An 18,899-nucleotide genomic window follows, 5' to 3' on the forward strand; every position below is an offset into this window, starting at 1 on the left:
CAAGCGACGCGGTCCGCGAGTTCGGGATAGAATCCGGGGCGTCCGTCCGCCCCCATGGAGGAGAAATGGATGACACTGACGGCCAACCCCGCGATCCCGCCGATTCAGGCGGGACCCCATACCTTGCCCACGGATCAGAGGACCGTCGTGATGGGAATTCTGAACGTTACTCCGGATTCCTTTTCCGACGGCGGCAAATACAACCGGTTGGAACGGGCCATCCGTCACGCCCGGCAGATGGTTGCCGACGGTGCGGACATCATCGATGTCGGCGGGGAGTCCACCCGTCCGGGTCACACGCCTGTTTCCCAGGAGGAGGAACTGGAGCGGGTCATTCCGGTGATCCGGAAATTGTCGGACGCCGTGAACGTTCCGATCTCCATCGATACCTGCAAGGCCGAAGTCGCCCGCCGGGCGGTGGAGGCCGGGGCCCACATCATCAACGATGTGTGGGGATTCAAGAAGGATCCCGACATGGCCCGGACGGCGGCGGAACTGGATGTTCCCGTCGTTCTGATGCACAACCGGGAGGAGGCCCGCTACGAGTCGCTGATGGAGGATCTCCGCCGCGACCTGATGGAAAGCGTCACCCTCGCCTTGGAGGCCGGTGTGAAAGAGGAGCGGATTATTCTGGATCCCGGCATCGGTTTTGCCAAGAGCTACGAGGAGAACCTCATCGTCATGCGGAACCTGGAACAAATTGTTGACTTGGGATATCCCGTGTTGCTGGGGACTTCCCGCAAATCGATCGTCGGTCTCACCCTGAACCTCCCGGTGGAAGAACGGGTGGAAGGCACCGGGGCCACCGTGACCCTCGGCATCAGCAAAGGGTGCCGGATCGTCCGGGTCCATGATGTGAAGGAAATGGTCCGGGTGTGCCGAATGACCGATGCCATGGTGCAAGCATCCGGAGGAGGAGCATGATGGATCGGATTTTTTTCAACCGGATGGCCTTTTACGCCTACCATGGCGCTTTCCCCGAAGAGAACCGGCTCGGGCAGCGGTTCTGGGTGGATCTGGAGCTGGGATTGGATCTTACTCCGGCCGCCCGGTCGGATGATCTGAACCGGACTGTGGATTACGGGAAAGTGTACCAAACAGTGAAAGCGGAGGCGGAAGGGGGTCCCCACGCCCTGGTGGAGACCCTGGCCGAAGGGATTGCCAAACGCATCCTGGAACGGTTCGGCGTGGAAGAGGTCAAGGTCCGTGTCACCAAGCCCGACCCGCCGATTCCCGGCCATTACGATTCCGTCGGGGTGGAAATCACCCGGAGACGCCGGGAATGAGGGAAATCACGGCGTATCTCGGGCTGGGGACCAATCTGGGACGGCGAATGGCCAACCTGGAGGAGGCTCTCCTCCGCCTCCATGAGACGGAGGGGGTGCGGATCACCCGGTTGTCGTCGTTATATGAGACGGCCCCGGTGGGTTATCTCAACCAGCCGGATTTTTTGAACGCTTGCGCCGAAGTGAAGACCGATCGGTCTCCGGATGAACTGCTGCAGGTTCTGCTGGGAGTGGAACGGGATCTTCACCGGGTCCGCACGGTCCGCTGGGGTCCCCGCACCATCGATTTGGACTTGCTTCTGTACGGGGATGCAGTGATCCGCAGGGAAAACCTGACCGTTCCCCATCCCCGGATGACGGAACGCCCCTTTGTTCTCCTGCCTCTCGCCGAGATTGCGGGGGATGTTCCCGTGCCCGGCACCGGCCGGACCGTCGCCCGCTGGGCGGAGGAGGCGGGAGAACCGGAGGGAGTCAAAAAGCTTCCCTATTCGATTCCACTTCCCTACGTAACAGAAGGAGGTGTGTGATGGATGCAAGGGATGAAATTGAAAATCGGTCCCGTGGAAACGGAAAACAATGTGGTGCTCGCCCCGATGGCCGGCGTCTGCAACCCCGCCTTCCGGCTGATCGCCAAGGAATTCGGATGCGGCCTGGTCTGCGCCGAAATGGTGAGCGACAAAGCGATCCTCCACGGAAACGCGCGGACGAAAAAGATGCTGTACGTCGATGAGCGGGAGAAGCCCCTCTCCCTGCAGATCTTCGGCGGGGACAAGAAAACCTTGGTGGAAGCGGCCCGGATCGTGGATCAACAGACCAATGCCGACATCATCGATATCAACATGGGCTGCCCGGTGCCCAAAATCACCAAATGCGACGCGGGTGCCCGCTGGTTGTTGGATCCGGAAAAAATCGAAGAGATGGTCTCTGCCGTGGTGGAGGCCGTCGACAAGCCGGTGACGGTGAAGATGCGCATGGGCTGGGACGAGGAGCACATCTATGCCGTGGACAACGCCCGGGCCGTGGAACGGGCCGGGGCCAAGGCCGTCGCCCTCCACGGAAGGACCCGCCAGCAGATGTACACCGGAAAGGCCAACTGGGATATCATCCGCGAGGTGAAGGAAGCGGTCGACATCCCCGTGATCGGAAACGGAGATATCATGACTCCCCAGGATGCGAAACGGATGCTGGACGAGACCGGTTGTGACGGGGTGATGATCGGCCGCGCCGCTCTGGGGAATCCCTGGATGCTGTACCGGACCATTCATTACCTCACCTCGGGAGAACTGCTCCCCGAGCCCACTCCCCGGGAGAAAATCGAAATCGCCCTCTTGCACATGGATCGGCTGATCGCCCTCCGGGGCGAAGAAGTGGCGGTGCGGGAGATGCGCAAACACGCTTCCTGGTATCTCCGGGGAATGCGGGGAGCGGCCCGGATCAAGGACCGCGTGAACGAACAGACCACCCGGGACGGCATGGCGAAGGTTTTGACCGGGTTTGTGGAGCAGCTGGAAAACCGGGAGAAAAGGCGGACCGCCTGACAATCCCCGAGCGGGTCGGTCCCGTGTTTCCAGAACAGCCGCCGCAACGGCGGCTTTCCTCGGTTACGAGAACGGATTGTTGTCCATAAAGGAAGATAAAGAGGGGAACGGAAAATCAAGCACCACTGCCGCTTTGGAGGAGTGATCGATGATGAGCCAAGGAGAAGAGCAGAACGAACTGTTGCAGGTGCGCCGCGATAAGCTGGAATCGCTGCGGGAAAAGGGCATCGATCCCTTCGGGGCCAAATTTGAACGGACGCATACCGCAAAGGAGATCCTCGATGCTTATGACGCTCTCAGCAAAGAGGAGATCGAGGAGAAAAACCAACCGGTGGTGATCGCCGGCCGGCTGGTGGCCAAGCGGAAGCAGGGAAAGGCATCTTTTGCCCACCTTCAGGATCAGAGCGGCCGCATCCAGATTTACGTCCGGAAGGACCAGGTGGGGGACGAACAGTATGAAACCTTCACCACAGCCGACCTGGGCGACTGGCTGGGGATCTCCGGCGTCGTTTTCAAGACCAACCGCGGAGAGACGAGTGTGAAAGCGAAGGAAGTCACCTTCCTGAGCAAATCCCTGCGTCCGCTCCCGGAGAAGTTCCACGGGTTGAAGGACGTGGAGCTACGTTACCGGAAACGCTACCTCGATCTGATCATGAACCCGGATGTGAAGGAGACCTTTCTGACCCGGAGCCGCATCATCAGCACCATGCGACGCTACCTGGACGACCATGGTTATCTGGAAGTGGAGACCCCGACCATGCATACGATTCCCGGCGGCGCGGCGGCCCGTCCCTTCATCACCCATCACAACGCCCTGGATATGGACCTGTACATGCGGATCGCCATCGAACTCCATCTGAAGCGGCTGATCGTCGGCGGAATCGAGAAAGTGTACGAAATCGGACGCGTCTACCGGAACGAAGGCATCTCCACCCGGCACAATCCGGAATTCACCATGCTGGAACTGTACAAAGCCTATGCCGACTTCCACGATATGATGGACCTGACGGAAAACCTGATCCGACATATCGCCCGGGAAGTGCTGGGGACCGAAACGGTGGAATACGACGGCAACACCGTCGACCTGGGCCGGCCTTGGGCGCGAAAGCACATGGCGGACTTGGTGAAGGAACACACCGGCGTCGACTTCCGGCGTGAGATGAGCGATGGGGAAGCCCGCCGCCTGGCGGAGGAACACGGGGTGGAACTGAAGCCCGGCATGACCTTCGGCCACATTCTGAACGAATTCTTCGAGCAAAAGGTCGAAGAGAAACTGATCCAGCCCACCTTCGTCTACGGCCATCCCCTGGAGATTTCCCCGCTGGCTAAAAAGAACGAAGAAGACCCGCGGTTCACCGACCGCTTTGAACTCTTCATCGTCGGCCGGGAACACGCCAACGCCTTCAGCGAGCTCAACGATCCCATCGATCAGCGGGAGCGCTTCGAAACCCAGGTCCGGGAAAAATCCCAAGGGAACGAGGAAGCCCATCCCATGGATGAAGACTTCCTGGAAGCCCTGGAGTACGGCATGCCTCCCACCGGCGGCCTCGGGATCGGCATCGACCGCCTCGTCATGTTCCTGACCGACAGCGCCTCGATCCGGGACGTGCTCCTGTTTCCGACCTTGCGGGAACAGGGATGAAAACCTCAGACTCCCCGAATGAAACCCCAGTGAGCCAACCGGGGGTGGGCCGCTGGGGTTTTGGTGTGATCAAATGAAAAGAACCGGACGGGGACAGGCCCCGCCGGGTTCTTTTTTTTACCGGCCTTTCAGCACTTCGTGAAGGCGGTCGGGGTGGTTGGTGAACATGCCGGTGACGCCCCAGTCGATCAGTTTCTTCATGTCCGCTTTTTTATTGACGGTATAGGGATGGAGATCCAGCCCGTGGTCGCGGACGTTCTGAACATACTCCCGGTCGATCATCTTGTAGTTGGGGCCCACGCCGACGGCGTAGGTTTCGATGTGATCCAGTTCCGCATCTTCGATGACGGCCGGGGTGTCGTACCAGAGAAGCTGGACCAGCGGGATGTCGGGGTTCATGTCATGGATTTTGAGGAGGCTCTCCCGGCTGAAGGACTGGATCAGCACGTGCCGCTTCGCCAGCGCCTTGTCCGTCAACAAGCCGTGGCGTTCCAGCGTGGCGAGGAGCTTCTCTTCCATCCCGGGATACACTTCCGGCGCTTTGGTTTCGATGTAATATTTCTTGTTGGGGCCTAAATGGTCCAGCACTTCCTCCAGGGTCGGCACTTTCAGACCGACGTATTCCGGTTTGGCGTATTCCGGGTGGGCTTCGTTGAACCAGGAACCGGCGTCCAGTTCCTTGATCTCCGCCAGGGTGTGATCATTGACCCGTCCGGTTCCGTCGGTGGTCCGGTCCAGGGTTTCGTCGTGCATGGCGATCAGGTGGCCGTCTTGGGTCATTTGCAGGTCGATCTCAATGTAGTCACCTTTCATTTGCTCCCCCAGTTCGTAAGAGGGGAGGGTATGTTCCGGGGCGTAGGCGGAAGCTCCCCGGTGGGCGACGTTGAGAACGTCCTTGGTCTTTCCGTCTGCGAAGACCGACCCGGAAGAGAATCCGGCAACCAGCAGCCCGGCGGCGGTGACCCCTTTCAACAGGCGGCGCAACATTTTTCGCATCCATCCTTTCTCCGGCTTTTGCTCTTATTCAATTTACCAACCGAAAGTTAAAGCAGGGTGGTTTCTGTGTTAACAATCGGTTGACGGTTCTGACAATCCGGTTTCAACAAAGACGGAGATCTTTCCTCTATTTTTTCCGGTAACCATTCGGGGGATACTTCGGCGATCGGGATCGGGGCAAGAAATGATCCAAAGAATAAGGCCGCCAATCGGTAGCCTTTTCACAAACTGAAAAACGGGCAGAAAGAACTAAAATCAATTACCTATATAAAAGAAATAGCGATCATTCTTTATGCATAAATGAAAGGATTCTTTGGGAAATTTCAAGAGATGAATTGTCTCCCTTTCCCAACACTCATATAATAAACGTACCAGAGAATTTCACTATCCAGAAAAATATTAAACAAACAGGAAGGATCTGTCGGGTGACGCAATCTCTGATCTGGATGTTGTTAACCGTCCTTTTGATTCATGCCACCCTCACCGATATCCGCGAACGGATCATCCGCGATCGAATCCACCTCATCGGGATGATGGGAGCGTTGTTCCTGCATTTTTTGGAGCCCCATCCTCCCTGGATCAACTACTCCCTCACCGGAATAGGTGTCTTGGCCGTTTTGAGCACGATTTCGGTTCTGACAGGGGGGAAAGCGATCGGCGGTGGCGATATCAAAGCCTTCGCTATGATTGGCTTTGCGGTGGGGTGGGAACCCTTCTTTTACGTTTTCTTATTCTCCCATCTGGCGGCCGCGGTGTTTCTCCTGGCGGTCAAACTGGCCCGATCCGAAACCATCCGCCTGGGAACCGAATTCCCCTTTGCCCCCTTCATCCTTCTGGGGGTCCTTTTCTCTTGCTGGTTAACCTTATAAGCCTGTCATTATAAGCCTGTCATTGTCGAAAATTAGCAGATTATGTGAAAAGGCGTATTGTCAATTGATTTTTTTCTTGCTATTATATGGTGCAAGTAAAATGTGGAAAAGACCTGATTCTTTATTCTATTGACTTTATCCATAATCTTTTAACAAGCAGGTGTTGACAATCAATGCAGGATGCAAAAAGAAGGGCAAAAATCTTTGCTGTTCTGTCAGTAGTTTTGGCCATTTTGGCGGGATTCCTTTTTTTGCAGAAGGTAAATCAAGTTGATGCTAGCATGGGCCAAACCGTTACGGTTTATGTAGCCGAACAATCCATCACTTCCCGAGAACCATTGAAAAAAGAGTATTTTGCCGCTAAAGAGATCCCTGTAAAATATGTTCAGGAATTGGGGTCTGTTGTCACCAAAATCGATAATATTGAAAAAATGGTAACTATCACTCCTTTGCAAAAAGGTGAAGTGTTGACGGAGAATAATTTGAAACCAGTATCAGGTTTGACATCGAGCAACAATCGAATGGTAACACTCGCCGAGAATGACCGTGTGATGTTTGATGGCGGAATTGAAGCTAATGATCGGGTGGACATAATTGTTTCAACAGACGAAGGAGGAAATAAAACCACTCAAATCTTTATGTCGGATGTTCGTGTAGTCGGGGTGAGTGAGGACAAAAAGACAAAAAGAGTTGAGGCCTTGGGCCTGGAGGTTCCTCTTAAAAAAGCCCGTGAACTTATTCATGCTCAAAATTTTGCTGTAGCAATCCGAGTGTTAAAAGCACCTCAAGAGGAGGACGTTGGCAGCCAAAATCAAGGTAATTCAAGCACGCAAGGAGGAGCAATGAACTCAAATGATGGTAGTACTGGTCAAGATAACAAACAACCTTAAATTTGGTTCAGGAGGTGTCACCTACATAAAATGAGCACGGATGTAAAACTTCTGATTGTCAGTGAAGAAGTAAATTTAGCGGAAGATATTAGAGCGAGGGTGTCCAATACCTTTCCTAATAATCAGTATTTATCAGCCAGGGAAGTAAAAAGGGAAATCGTTCGTATTCAGCCGGACATTGTGTTGCTTCATGAACCCAAGGATGAATCGGGGTTACAGTTACTCCATTATATTAAAAACGAATTGACTACAACTTGGGTAATTTATCTAACAGAGTCCCGTGATCCTATACGTGCCCGTGATGTAAATCGAGCAGGTGCTTTTGATATTCTCTTTTTGCCTGATGAAATTATGGCTTTAAGTGATGTGCTGAATCGAGCGGTGAAGGCGAAAGAAGCGAAACAAAAAGCTGTTTCTGAGGGAACTGCTTCTTTCTCTTGGGGACGCGGACAGGTGATCACATTTTACGGGGGGAGAGGAGGGTGCGGTCGTAGTTTAGTCGCCTCCACCCTGGCACAAACAATCCAGCTGGATTCCAATTCCAGTGTTTTGCTCGTCGATTTAAACCTCCAATACGGGGGGATCGAAACCTATATGAACGTGGAAAACTCACGTTCCATTTATGATTTAACCCCGGTTTTACAGGAATTAAACGATAACCATATTCGAAACGTCACTTCCATTGAGCGTAATTCCCAAGTGGAAGTATTGGTAAGTCCTTGTGATGCGGAAATTGCGGAACAAGTGACAGAGGAGCATATACAGAGGCTTCTTCGCGCTGCCCGATTGTACTATGATTATATTTTAGTAGACCTACCTATTTCTATGAATACCATGGTATACAGTGCTTTGGAAGAAGCGGATCGGATGTTTTATGTTATGACTCCCGATGCACCTTCCTTGCGAATTCTTAATAGAGTAATGGAACTGTTCAATAAATTGGGGGTTGATCCCCGCGATCGGTTTGAAATTTTACTGAATCGAATTTCCCGTGATAGAGAACTTACCTCCAAGGATGTTAAGCAATATTTTGAGTATCCGATTGTAGCTGAGATTCGGGAGGATACTAAAAAAGTACAACAGATGATCAACCGTGGTAAACCACTCCGGGCCTCCCGACGGGAGCGGGGTTTAACCATTTTTTCTAAAGACATTCAAAAGCTGGCCCGCTGGCTGTTGACGCAAGATTCTAGCCGTTCTGTATCATAGGAGGTCATGGCATGTCCCTGTTTAAGAAAATGACTAATAACAGTACAAGCTATCGGGGGACTTCAAGTTCTAAGGGACCGAGTAATCAATCCGTCATCAGTGAAGGCAGGATTGACGAACTGGCCAATCACTTCAAGGCCCGTTTACTCCGCGAGACAAATCTGGAAAAGTTGACAAAAATGCCATCCGTAGAATTGAGAATGACTCTGGATAGAATTGTAGGCCAGTATCTGGCGAATGAACAAGTGGTCATCAGCCGTCAGGAACGGGACAGAATTATTACTAGAATTATTGACGAATCGGTGGGTTACGGCCCATTGGAACCACTGCTTGAGGATGAAGATATAACGGAGATTACAGTTAACGGTCCATATGAAATTTACTACGAGAAAGAAGGAAGGTTGCACAAAACCGATATCCAGTTTCGGGATGAGGAAGCATTGCGTCATGTGATTGACCGAATTGTAGCTCCGCTGGGCAGGAGGATCGATGTCAGTTCTCCAATGGTAGATGCACGGTTACCGGATGGGAGCCGTGTGAATGCCGTCATTCCCCCCATCAGCCTGAAAGGCTCCCTTCTTTCGATCCGTAAGTTCCGTAAGGATCCTATTACAATGAAAGATTTGATTAACTTTGGGAGCTTTTCTTCCGATATGGGCCAGTTTTTAGCTTCACTGGTAAAGGCAAAGTTAAACATCATCATTTCGGGTGGAACCGGTAGTGGTAAAACCACTCTGCTGAATGCCTTGGCCAATTTCATACCTGAAAACGAGAGGATTGTAACGATTGAGGATATGGCTGAACTTCGGATCCTTCATGGTCATGTGGCCGGAATGGAAGGACGGCCCGCTAATGTGGAAGGAAAAGGCGAAGTTACCATCCGACAACTCGTGCGAAATGCTTTGAGGATGCGTCCCGACCGGATTATTGTGGGGGAGGTTCGTGGTGCAGAGGCCTTTGATATGTTGCAAGCCATGAACACCGGTCACGAAGGGTCATTAACCACGGTTCATGCTAACTCTACCGATGATGCCCTTCGTCGTTTGGAAGGGATGGTTATGATGTCCAGTGCTGAACTTCCGCCGTCCCTTATTCGGGAATATTTGGTGGGTGCAATCGATTTTATTATACAAATCTCCCGGTTGCCCGATGGTCAGCGGAAAATGCTTAACATTTCCGAGCTGCAAAAAAATGAAGATGGATCCTTCAAAATGGTCGATGTCTTTCGGTTTGAACAAACTCATGTGGATGAAACAGGTGCTGTACAAGGGTTTCATACAGCCACCGGTGTAATTCCGCGGTGTATTCAACGATTGAAAGCTTACGGTACTCCTGTGGATCGGAAAATATTCCATCCCCGGAAAAGGAGCAGTTCATAATGTTCATGGCTATATTTGGGGCTGCTGCAGTATTCTGCGGGGTTTGGGCTCTTTATTTTCAACTGATAGTGTTAAAAGAAAAGCGAATAACTATGGAACGAGTGGAAAATTGGATTTACAGCTCCAATAAACAATTAAGTTGGTCCGATGCCTTAGCGGACAAATTGGACCAAACTAATTGGGCGAAAAAGCTGGCTCCCCAATTGGAGAGAGCCAGTGTTAGACTCCGCCCGGCCGAATATGGTGTTGTGTTAGTAGCAGTCGGTATAGGTTTTGCTTTTTTCCTTTATTTTGGATTGGGGGCTCATTTGGTATTATCGGTTGGCGCAGGCCTTAGCTTAACTCCTTTTGCTTCTAAATTGTTTCTTAAATCTCGTAGGAATGTTTACGCTTCTAAGATCGATGCCCAATTATCCGAAGCATGTCGTCTTTTAAGCAGTGCTGCTCAGGCAGGGTTATCCGTTCCCCAAGGACTGGAGATTGTAGTAAAGGAAATGCCCACTCCGATTCGAGGCGAATTGGGCACTGTTGTTCAGGAAATCAAGCTGGGTAGAGACTTGGAAAGTGCTCTTACCGATTTATTAAATAGAGTCTCCAGTCGCGATTTACAGGTGTTTGTCAATGCATTAATCATTCAAAGAAGGGTAGGGGGGAATTTAGCCCGTGTTTTGAGTGAAATGGCCAGAACCATGGAAGAACGAAAGCTGATTCAGCAAACAATTAAAGCCTATACTTCCCAATCACGGTATACCGCTTATACCTTGCCGCTCGCGTCTTTATTAGTGGTTTTCGTTATGAGTAAGATGGTCGATGGATTCGAGTTGCTTTTTCAAAATATATTTGGATACTTTGTGTTAATGATATTTGTTACCTTGCAGTTACTGGGAATCATAATAGTCCGAAAAATTTCTAACATCCGAGTATAAAGGATGGGGACAGTGACGTCATTAATATTCCTGATCACCATAGCGTTTTGTTTTTCAGTATTTATGTTATCGGCTTCCTATGTTGCATATCGAAATAAGGAACAAGAAATTAAGCAGCACTTAGGTCAGGACACAATTAATCAAGTTAAAAAACCAAGAAGTCGTGATCTCGGTTTTTTGGTCAAGTGGAGTGAGAAATTCGCTTCGGTTGGAGAAAATATTCAATTACTGAGCGAACCAATGGAACTGGAAGACAATTTAATTAAGGCGGGTTATCCTTACAACCTAAGTGTAAGAGACATTCAGGGGGCAAAGATTTTATTTTCCTTAATTGGTTTGTCAGTGGCATTCCCCTACTATATTTTGGGCCTTCCACTCGGTGCATTTCTCCTTATCTCCTTAGCCGCTGCTGGATACTTTCTCCCCATTTTTGGTATTAAGTATCTGGCGAAAAAAAGACAGGAAGAAATTCAATACGAACTTCCTGATTTCATGGATATGATGAGCATTACACTGCAAGCGGGAATGCCTTTGGATGAAGCGTTAAAGTATTATGTCGAAACGTCACAAGGCCCATTAAGCGAAGAAATCAGCCGTCTCAATCAAGAAATTAGCTTTGGGGTCCAACGGGAAGTAGCGTATCGGTCGCTTCTTAAACGTACGTCTTCCCCCGAATTGGAAGGGCTGATCCAATCCTTGATCCAATCCCATAACTTAGGGACCCCCGTTTCCGAAACATTCGCCCAACAGGCGGAGGAAATGCGTCGATTGAGGGCGGAACAAGCAAAAGAAGCAGCGGGTAAAGCCGGACCGAAAATAACAGTGGTAAGCAGTATTATCATTGCTCCGTCAATTATTCTTCTTATTGTTGGAGTTATCATACTACAATACGTATTTAATGATAACAGCCCATTTGGATTGAATTGAGTTTTTAAAGGGGGTGAAGAAAAAAGCAAAAATATGTCGATCGATCGTGTTTTGCAATCTACAGTATTTATAGGTGTATCAGGGTAATTTGCACTATTAAATAACAGGAGGCAAAAAGATCATGGAAAAAATCGTTTTAAAGGCTATCGGTCTTTATCAACAAGCTTTGTCCAACAGGAAAGGTTCCCAAACTCTGGAGTATGTATTTTTGATTGCAGGCGTGATTGCTGTTGCTGGACTTTTGGGAGCAGCAATCAAACAGGGAGACCTTGCTGGGGATATTGCGGATAAAATCTCAAAATACCTTTCTGAATCCTGATTATCACAATTACAGGTTTAGAGCCAATCAGCTCTAAACCTGTAATATTGATCACTATGAGGGATGGAGGAGAAATATTTGCTATATAGAAAGAGATGGGCTCTGTTTATACCAATAATTATAGTGGCATTTTTCTTTAGCGGATGCGGTAATCATGAACAGGATTCCAAGGCCGATCCGGATTCTAAGGATGAAAAAGTTCCACAAGCAGCAAAAGGTGTCAAAGGCATGCTTACGGAAGGGCCGGGGAAGTTTTCCGGTGAAAAATTTGATGAGAAAGAAATTAAACAAACTGTTCAAAAGTGGCCAAAAGGTTTGTCAGCAGAAGAAGCGTATAATCGACTCGTTTATTTACTGGCGGAGGATTATAAAACGTATGTTGATCAGTTTGACAGTTTAAGTACCGATTTTCAGTTAAATGATACCCCTGATGCAGGTAAAACAACAGAAGGAAAGACCTCCCATACGTTAAATGTTGCGGTATTAGTTGATTCCAGTGGAAGTATGGCGGGTAAGGTAAATGGGCAAACGAAAATGGATTTGGCCAAAAGATCTGTAAAGAATTTTGTATCGAAATTGCCGGAAGGTGCCAACGTCAGTCTTACTGTTTACGGTCACAAGGGTTCAAATAGTGAATCCGATAAGGAAATGTCTTGTAAGAGTATTGAGGAAGTATATACATTAGCCCCTTACAAAGAAAGTTCATTTAAAGCATCATTGAACGAATTTAAATCTGCTGGGTGGACACCGTTGGCTGCCTCTATCCACTCAGTCAAAGACATTTTTGAAGAAGGGACAAAAGAAGACCAGAAACCCACCAATGTTGTCTATGTGGTAAGTGATGGTATTGAAACCTGTGACGGCAATCCCGTTAAAGAAGCTAAGCAATTGAACAGGTCCAATATCAAGGCTGTTATCAATATTATCGGCTTTGATGTTGATAATCAGGGACAGAAAGCATTAAAAGAGGTGGCTGAAGCGGGAGGTGGCACCTACGCAACCGTTAATTCATCGGCAGAATTAGATAATCAATTTAAAACAGAGCAAAACCGTATAAAAAGCGAATGGCGGAAATGGGCATTGCAAAACCATGGCGATGTAAGTGAACAGTATTTTGATAAAGTCGGTGAATTATCCGACATATCAGATGGAATGCAGAAACTGCAACAACAAGAAGAGGATAGGTTCCGTCTCGTTATGGACAAATATTTGTCTGATCACCTAGAGGAATATGGCGATTTGAATCAGTTGGTAAACGACCGTAGCAAAAAAATAAAAAGTTATAGGATTGACAGACGTCAGGAAATTAAAAAGGAAATAAGTAAGTCTTATAGAGAAGCAAAACGAAAGATCAGAGATAGAGATGTTGATTGATGTAAAGGAGTTTGATGCTATGGGGGCATTTAAGGTAATAAAGAATAGAAAAGGGAGCGCCACTATAACATGGGTTGTCTCCCTTCCTGTATTTTTACTCATTTTTCTCTTTTTGGGAGGGCTTACTTCTGCCGGTATGACTTACGCTTCCACAAAGCAGGCAGCGGATGCTGGAAGTATTGCAGCCACTAAAAAATTGGATGAATGGTTGTTACAGGACTCTAGGGTACAAGGGAAGCTAAGTGAGATCATTCCAGATACAGGTGAGAATTTAACTAATAGTGAAAAGTTGAATTCCCTGGAGAAGAAGTTGCTGGCAAAAGTTGCTCAAGAACTGTTGAAACAACGCGAAGATGAATTAAAAGAATACGTAAGAATGTATGTGCAAAAAAACGGTGCAGCCCCTTCGGGTAAGATCACATTTCCCGTACACGATAAACATATTCAAGTAGAGGCAAAGACGTCCTTTCAACCGGTGGGACTGGAAGAATTTTTTCAAGGTGAATTTATAGATGGAAAGGGCTTAGGGCCTGAAAGAGAGTATCTAAATCTCCTTCCTGAAGGTACCTATACAATTGAATACTGAAAATAGGTGGGGATCATGGATGACAAAAAAACCCAATCGTTGTAGAGGATCGGTTACGATTGAATTTGTTTTTATAATTCCGATGATTGTACTTATGGCCATGTTTCTTTGGCAAGTGGTGATTGCGGGAATGGCTGTTATCTCCACTCAATCCGCTCTTCAAGACGCTGTTCGGGTGGCATCAATTACAGAAGACGTGGATAAGGCCCGTCATGAAGCAATGAAGACCTTTGGCAACTCTTCCAATTATCGCTTGCAGAACTTCAACGTCAATATTCAGGGTGATCGAGCGGTTGCAACGGCAAACACCAAGATTGATGTTATCTTTATGTCCTCCCGTACGCTCAGTTATTCAGAAACCGCTCAGGCTCCGGTTATGAAATAATTGAATGAAAGAGGTCATAATTAATGAAATATAGATGGCGACGGTCTGTTGCTTTACTTTTATTGACATTGTATGCTTTTGTACTGTTGATGCCATTTTCAACTGTCGTTTATGCAAACCCTACTATTAATGCACCCGAGATCAACCCTCCTGAAGTCAATCCACCCGAAGTTAATCCACCTGACGTCAATCCGCCAGAGGTGAATGAGCCAGAGGTGAATGAGCCAGAGGTAACACCACCCGACTCAGTTGATAATAATGGCGGGGCAAAAGAAGGATCCAATTCGTTCAGTGATATTTTCACCAGCGATACGTATAAAACACTCAAATTTACATTAAACGATGTATTATATGGTAAGGTTAAGCAAGTAGTCAATTTATATGATAAAAGCAGCCGAGGTCAATTAACCCCAAGTGGATCCATGGGTAGTGTATATGGCTGGGTATCACCTGTTCTTAGGGGTGCATTGGGCCTAAATGTGGATGATGGTTGGCTTAAGAAAGGGTTGGATGGGTGGAACATCCTTGACACTGGTTTAAACGTAAAGGGCTTTATGGACTTTAGTAAGATTAGGCAGTTGCGTCAAGGTGGTGAAGCAGCTGCTAGTTTAAGCAGTAATCCATTTAAACTGTTAGCAGCAGATGCACCAACTACAATGTTTCCTAAATTCGTCAAAGTTGGTGGATGGGTAGGTATCGGAATTTCAACATTAGAAACAGGGGCAGCCACTGTAAAAGCCTGGGATTCGACTGATGGTTCAAAAGCCCAGGCAGATGCTTCACTTGATATGTTAAGTGGTGCGGGTGGAATCGCGATGGGGGCAGCTACCCTAGCGGCGTTTACTTGTCCGCCGTTAGCGGTTGGTTTAGCGATTGGCGGAGGATTGGCAATTGCAGCGGGAACAATCGGAAAGTACTTCACGAATAATCCGGGTTTCAGAAAGGTAGTTACAGCGCCGATTCGGGGTATTAAATCAGCAACTAACAAGGTAGTTGATGGTGTGAAGAGCATTGGAAAAACAGTAAGTGGTTGGTTTAGTTGATATTAAATAGATACATAAACTGTCAATATTTTGTTGGCAGTTTATGATCTTAATATAGGAGTGGATACTATGAAATCGGTAGAAATAGGCCCAGAAGTAAAAGAAATAATAGATGGATATTTGAAGGATGGGGAAAAATATGTAACCTTAGAAATTTACACATGTTATCAAAACGAGAAATATATATATAGTAGTTTTCACAAAAACGGAGAAATAACGGGTTATTTGTTAATAAAAAGCGATGGAACGGTCCCTCAATTGGATAGTTCATTGGAAAGGGTCTTAGAGATAGCTAGTCAAACCGTGATAAAGTTCAGAAATATGAGGACCATAGGAAAACAGTTCGCACGTATGGGAAATGAGAGATTAATGCGAAGAACATTCAATCTATTAAAAAGGATAGAATCAACCCAAGGTAACAAAATGACACAGGATAGGATATATGATTTAAGGAAATTTATAGAATCCGCTGAAGTAACTATAGAAAAACAACTTGAATTACGTAAATTTGTAAATGATGGATTGAGATTAATGGACGAAATCACCAAACGAGGGGAAGTAACAGAACAGGATTATGAAAACCTAACGAAGTTTGTATTGGGTGTCTCAGATCGCGCTTTTGAACAAACATCGATTCAAATGGAAACCTATTATAACAGAAAAAGGTTAATCAGATATTTATTCAAGAAAAAGAACTACCTATCTGCATTTAGGCTTTTTATCACCCATTTGCGCTTGCATCCGGAAAAACCCAAAAATGAAGAGGATTATGAAGCAGCACGTGAGGCTTATGAAAAGAAAGGCCATGATAAAAATTATGAGGAAATTCTAAAAAGAATCTATAGCAAAACGAGAAATCCAATTGAAAACGGATAGGAGTGAAGAAATTGTATATTGTCAAAAGTTCATTTAATCTATATAAAGAGGAGTTCCGAAAGATTTGGATATTAAATGGGACGATCACATTTCCTATATTAATAATCTACTATATTGTAAGTGCGTTTTATCAAAACTATTTCTTTATAAACTACATTCCACTCGCCGGTGATTTAACTTCGTATAGTTTGCTCTTAATAGGGTTGTGGATCGTCCAAATTCCGTTTATTCAATTGGCTAAGACCGAGGGAGCTAGTAATTTAAACAATTTGTACAAGATGTTCTTTGGTAAACTAATTCCGGTATATTTTGCTGCGGTGTTATATGCCTTTTTAGTGATAGTAGGAACAATTTTATTGATAATACCAGGGCTTATTTTGTTAGTTCTATTTTCATTTGTTCCTTATGCATTATTGATTGAACAATGCTCTTGGAAACAATCTTTTATTCGTTCCTTTCAAGTGTGCAAACAAAGATTCTTCCCACTATTAGGTATTCTATTTATACTTGGATTAATCGAGTATTTAGTGGAATTGATTGCACTTTTGACATCCAACTTACTGACAACGAATTATATGGTTTTGGCTTTGATTCAAGCAGTTATTAACATGTTTTTCGTTCCATACGGTGCCATTTTGATGAGTAAGGTATATGGAGAGTGGACAGGGATTTATGATTGGGATTCAATCGAAATTGGGTGATATTTATAATATGATTTAAAGAAGTGTTTTACATCCCCCTGCTATTATATAATAACAGGGGGTTTCATACCATAAATGAAGGAATAGATGGGACTGGAATCATGGAAAACGTCTTTTGGTAACAAACCTAGTGCCTCTTCAACAAACGTAAATCGGGAAATTGAAGGAAAATGTTGCCTCATAAACGAAGGAATTTATGAGGTGAAAGGGCGATTCAACGCCCCGGGAATCCTATTGTCTTTTTTCCTAATGCAAAAAAGAACGAAATAATTAGATTTTCACGGAAAAAAAACGAATCAGAGCCTCTACAAGAACCCGCCAAAAGATGGACGGGTGATTTGTATGGACGAGTTCGGTCCTCTCTCGATCCGGCCCTATGCCGGAAAGGGTTGGTTTATGCAAAAGAAGGCAGACCGTTTACCTGCAACCTACACCCGAAAACATGGTGTCCGTCATCTGTTGGCCGCTTTGGATTTAAAGGCGGACAAACTGTATGCCCACAACAAGAAAACCAAGCGACATCAAGATGTCCTGTGTTTTCTTCAGGCGTTACGCCGTCGCTATCATCGGAGTGAACGGCTGTATATGGTATTGGACAACTTTTCGCCTCATCATCATAAGCGAGTGAAAGTGTGGGCAAAGGAGAACAACGTGGAGTTGGTCTACCCCCACTTATGCTTCTTGGTTAAACCGAATCGAGTGCCATTTTGGACCGCTCCGCAAGTTTGTGCTTGAAGGTAGCCACTATTCATCCCATGATGAATTGATGCAGGAGATTCAAAAATACATCCGATGGCGGAATAAGAACAAACAACACGAAGCGATTTTAAAAGAACAAAATAAGATCAAGGTTGCCTGAAGGGGCACTAGACAAGGTTTATTTGAGCTCAAAAACCGTCAGTAATATATTTGGATTTAAAACTGTGTGATCCATACATATTTTCCCCTTATCAACAATTATGTTTTCAAGTGTAATAATTAGAAGGAGATACCACCTACTATAACATAGTCTACCTCCGGTTAGAAATGAGTATCAAGGCGTATTCCATGAGATTAAACTGGTTATAACGGGAGGGGAATCGAATCTATGATTTCTTTGATGTGTTATGGGTTGATTGGTGTTGTTTATTTATTCATCCGAATGGTTAAAATGCCTCGTATCCTCTACTGGCTTAAAAGGCACCCTTTATTAAGTGGATGCTTAGGTCCTGTAGTTTTCTTTATTATTATCGGGATAAGTTTGATTTTTGGGGTTGGTTTGGTCATGGCCGTAGATCCGACGTCGAGTAAAGACGGATATGTATGGGAACTGTGGGTCAACTGGATTGTGATAGGGGTCGGTTTGTTTGCTGTTTTGGTTGGAGGAATTAGCTTGATTTTATCAGGGAAAAGGAACCATGACTTTCTGATGGGTAGAGATAAGGCTATGAATGCCCTCCTCTTCGGAATTGTTGCTGTGATTATTGCAATGGTAGCGATAAAATTGATGAGAGATCTTTATTAACCGACAAGGGCAGTCCTTCTATGATGAAAAAAGGATTCTAAACAGATGAAGTAGCAGGAACGGAATCTAAACACAATTAAAAAGCCACTAGCGTCGGAATATTGATTTCTGGGAGTGGTGGATTACGGAGAAGACCGAGGTTAAGTGCACTGTCTGGTTAAAAGGGTATAATCGCCATCGTAGGGAAAATCAACCGATTATTTGGGTATTTTAAATTGCTGTTTACGGAATTGTGAAAAAATATGGGTATAAAACATTTTCGGGGAAAGAAAAGAGAAACGGATTTTAATAAGGAATAAGTTGTGTTGTTTGTTTTTGATTTATGAAGGGTATTATCGAGACCATTCGTTCCATCTCCCTCAAGAAAATAAGGGAACGCTCACATATCCTCTTCGAATCTCCGTTTTTTGAGGAACAAACGAACTCCCTTGAAGGTTGAAAATTGAAGG

At 46.6% G+C, this 18,899-nt stretch carries 22 protein-coding genes; 21 read left to right on the top strand and 1 reads right to left on the bottom strand.

Annotated elements, in window-relative coordinates; translation table 11 throughout:
* The first annotated feature begins 69 nt into the window (after positions 1 to 69).
* From folP to lysS, 5 genes are all read left to right on the top strand, one after another.
* On the top strand, positions 70 to 924 hold the full coding sequence (gene folP, locus C8P63_RS13710) for a dihydropteroate synthase (protein WP_108025160.1): 855 nt from the start codon (positions 70 to 72) through the stop codon (positions 922 to 924).
* Positions 924 to 1,286 carry a dihydroneopterin aldolase gene (folB, locus tag C8P63_RS13715; protein ID WP_108025162.1) on the top strand — a complete coding sequence of 121 codons (363 nt, stop codon included), beginning with the start codon at positions 924 to 926 and terminating at the stop codon, positions 1,284 to 1,286. The genes folP and folB overlap by 1 nt, the downstream gene beginning before the upstream one ends.
* A complete protein-coding gene (gene folK / locus C8P63_RS13720) occupies positions 1,283 to 1,813 on the top strand; it encodes a 2-amino-4-hydroxy-6-hydroxymethyldihydropteridine diphosphokinase (RefSeq protein ID WP_108025164.1) in 531 nt (176 codons plus the stop codon). Before folB ends, folK begins: the two co-directional genes overlap by 4 nt.
* 3 nt (positions 1,814 to 1,816) lie before the next feature.
* The gene (gene dusB / locus C8P63_RS13725; protein WP_108025166.1) at positions 1,817 to 2,824 is read left to right on the top strand and encodes a tRNA dihydrouridine synthase DusB; all 1,008 of its coding nucleotides are present in this window, start codon (positions 1,817 to 1,819) and stop codon (positions 2,822 to 2,824) included.
* A 151-nt stretch (positions 2,825 to 2,975) separates the two neighbouring features.
* A complete protein-coding gene (gene lysS / locus C8P63_RS13730) occupies positions 2,976 to 4,466 on the top strand; it encodes a lysine--tRNA ligase (RefSeq protein ID WP_108025215.1) in 1,491 nt (496 codons plus the stop codon).
* Positions 4,467 to 4,583: 117 nt separating this feature from the next.
* Here lysS and C8P63_RS13735 read toward each other — a convergent pair whose 3' ends face one another.
* Positions 4,584 to 5,462, bottom strand: coding sequence for a glycerophosphodiester phosphodiesterase (locus C8P63_RS13735; protein ID WP_281258719.1), 879 nt, complete (start codon positions 5,460 to 5,462; stop codon positions 4,584 to 4,586).
* 425 nt (positions 5,463 to 5,887) lie between these two features.
* Between C8P63_RS13735 and C8P63_RS13740 the strand changes: the two genes are divergently transcribed.
* The 16 genes from C8P63_RS13740 to C8P63_RS13810 all read left to right on the top strand — a co-directional run bounded on the left by C8P63_RS13740 (position 5,888) and on the right by C8P63_RS13810 (position 18,450).
* Complete coding sequence (locus C8P63_RS13740) at positions 5,888 to 6,331, top strand: prepilin peptidase (RefSeq protein WP_108025168.1); 444 nt, start codon at positions 5,888 to 5,890, stop codon at positions 6,329 to 6,331.
* Positions 6,332 to 6,504: 173 nt separating this feature from the next.
* Positions 6,505 to 7,221, top strand: a complete 717-nt coding sequence (cpaB, locus tag C8P63_RS13745) for a Flp pilus assembly protein CpaB (protein ID WP_108025170.1) — start codon at positions 6,505 to 6,507, stop codon at positions 7,219 to 7,221.
* A 30-nt stretch (positions 7,222 to 7,251) separates the two neighbouring features.
* Entirely contained in the window at positions 7,252 to 8,430 is a 1,179-nt protein-coding gene (locus C8P63_RS13750; RefSeq protein WP_108025172.1) for a CpaE/TadZ family protein, read from the top strand.
* An 11-nt stretch (positions 8,431 to 8,441) separates the two neighbouring features.
* Positions 8,442 to 9,809, top strand: a complete 1,368-nt coding sequence (locus tag C8P63_RS13755; protein ID WP_108025175.1) for a TadA family conjugal transfer-associated ATPase — start codon at positions 8,442 to 8,444, stop codon at positions 9,807 to 9,809.
* Positions 9,809 to 10,735, top strand: coding sequence for a type II secretion system F family protein (locus C8P63_RS13760; protein ID WP_108025177.1), 927 nt, complete (start codon positions 9,809 to 9,811; stop codon positions 10,733 to 10,735). The genes C8P63_RS13755 and C8P63_RS13760 overlap by 1 nt, the downstream gene beginning before the upstream one ends.
* A gap of 12 nt (positions 10,736 to 10,747) precedes the next feature.
* Positions 10,748 to 11,662 (top strand): type II secretion system F family protein, encoded by a 915-nt coding sequence (locus C8P63_RS13765; RefSeq protein ID WP_170109660.1) that lies wholly within the window; start codon positions 10,748 to 10,750, stop codon positions 11,660 to 11,662.
* Positions 11,663 to 11,783: 121 nt separating this feature from the next.
* A complete protein-coding gene (locus C8P63_RS13770) occupies positions 11,784 to 11,981 on the top strand; it encodes a hypothetical protein (RefSeq protein WP_108025181.1) in 198 nt (65 codons plus the stop codon).
* Positions 11,982 to 12,044: 63 nt separating this feature from the next.
* On the top strand, positions 12,045 to 13,355 hold the full coding sequence (locus tag C8P63_RS13775) for a VWA domain-containing protein (RefSeq protein WP_108025183.1): 1,311 nt from the start codon (positions 12,045 to 12,047) through the stop codon (positions 13,353 to 13,355).
* The gene (locus C8P63_RS13780) at positions 13,345 to 13,941 is read left to right on the top strand and encodes a hypothetical protein (RefSeq protein WP_146172179.1); all 597 of its coding nucleotides are present in this window, start codon (positions 13,345 to 13,347) and stop codon (positions 13,939 to 13,941) included. The genes C8P63_RS13775 and C8P63_RS13780 overlap by 11 nt, the downstream gene beginning before the upstream one ends.
* Positions 13,942 to 13,960: 19 nt before the next feature.
* A complete protein-coding gene (locus C8P63_RS13785) occupies positions 13,961 to 14,326 on the top strand; it encodes a TadE/TadG family type IV pilus assembly protein (RefSeq protein WP_108025187.1) in 366 nt (121 codons plus the stop codon).
* Between the two features lie 23 nt (positions 14,327 to 14,349).
* Positions 14,350 to 15,369 (top strand): hypothetical protein, encoded by a 1,020-nt coding sequence (locus C8P63_RS19180; RefSeq protein WP_170109661.1) that lies wholly within the window; start codon positions 14,350 to 14,352, stop codon positions 15,367 to 15,369.
* A gap of 69 nt (positions 15,370 to 15,438) precedes the next feature.
* Positions 15,439 to 16,245: a hypothetical protein gene (locus C8P63_RS13795; RefSeq protein ID WP_108025192.1), complete on the top strand. Its 807-nt coding sequence runs from the start codon at positions 15,439 to 15,441 to the stop codon at positions 16,243 to 16,245.
* An 11-nt stretch (positions 16,246 to 16,256) separates the two neighbouring features.
* Positions 16,257 to 16,946, top strand: a complete 690-nt coding sequence (locus tag C8P63_RS13800; RefSeq protein WP_108025194.1) for a hypothetical protein — start codon at positions 16,257 to 16,259, stop codon at positions 16,944 to 16,946.
* 342 nt (positions 16,947 to 17,288) lie between these two features.
* Positions 17,289 to 17,681 carry a transposase gene (locus tag C8P63_RS13805; RefSeq protein WP_108025196.1) on the top strand — a complete coding sequence of 131 codons (393 nt, stop codon included), beginning with the start codon at positions 17,289 to 17,291 and terminating at the stop codon, positions 17,679 to 17,681.
* Positions 17,674 to 17,805, top strand: coding sequence for a hypothetical protein (locus C8P63_RS20070; protein ID WP_425437309.1), 132 nt, complete (start codon positions 17,674 to 17,676; stop codon positions 17,803 to 17,805). The genes C8P63_RS13805 and C8P63_RS20070 overlap by 8 nt, the downstream gene beginning before the upstream one ends.
* Before the next feature lie 228 nt (positions 17,806 to 18,033).
* On the top strand, positions 18,034 to 18,450 hold the full coding sequence (locus tag C8P63_RS13810; RefSeq protein WP_108025198.1) for a hypothetical protein: 417 nt from the start codon (positions 18,034 to 18,036) through the stop codon (positions 18,448 to 18,450).
* Positions 18,451 to 18,899: the final 449 nt, after the last annotated feature.

The organism is Melghirimyces profundicolus, assembly GCF_003054245.1.
Lineage (GTDB): Bacteria > Bacillota > Bacilli > Thermoactinomycetales > DSM-45169 > Melghirimyces > Melghirimyces profundicolus.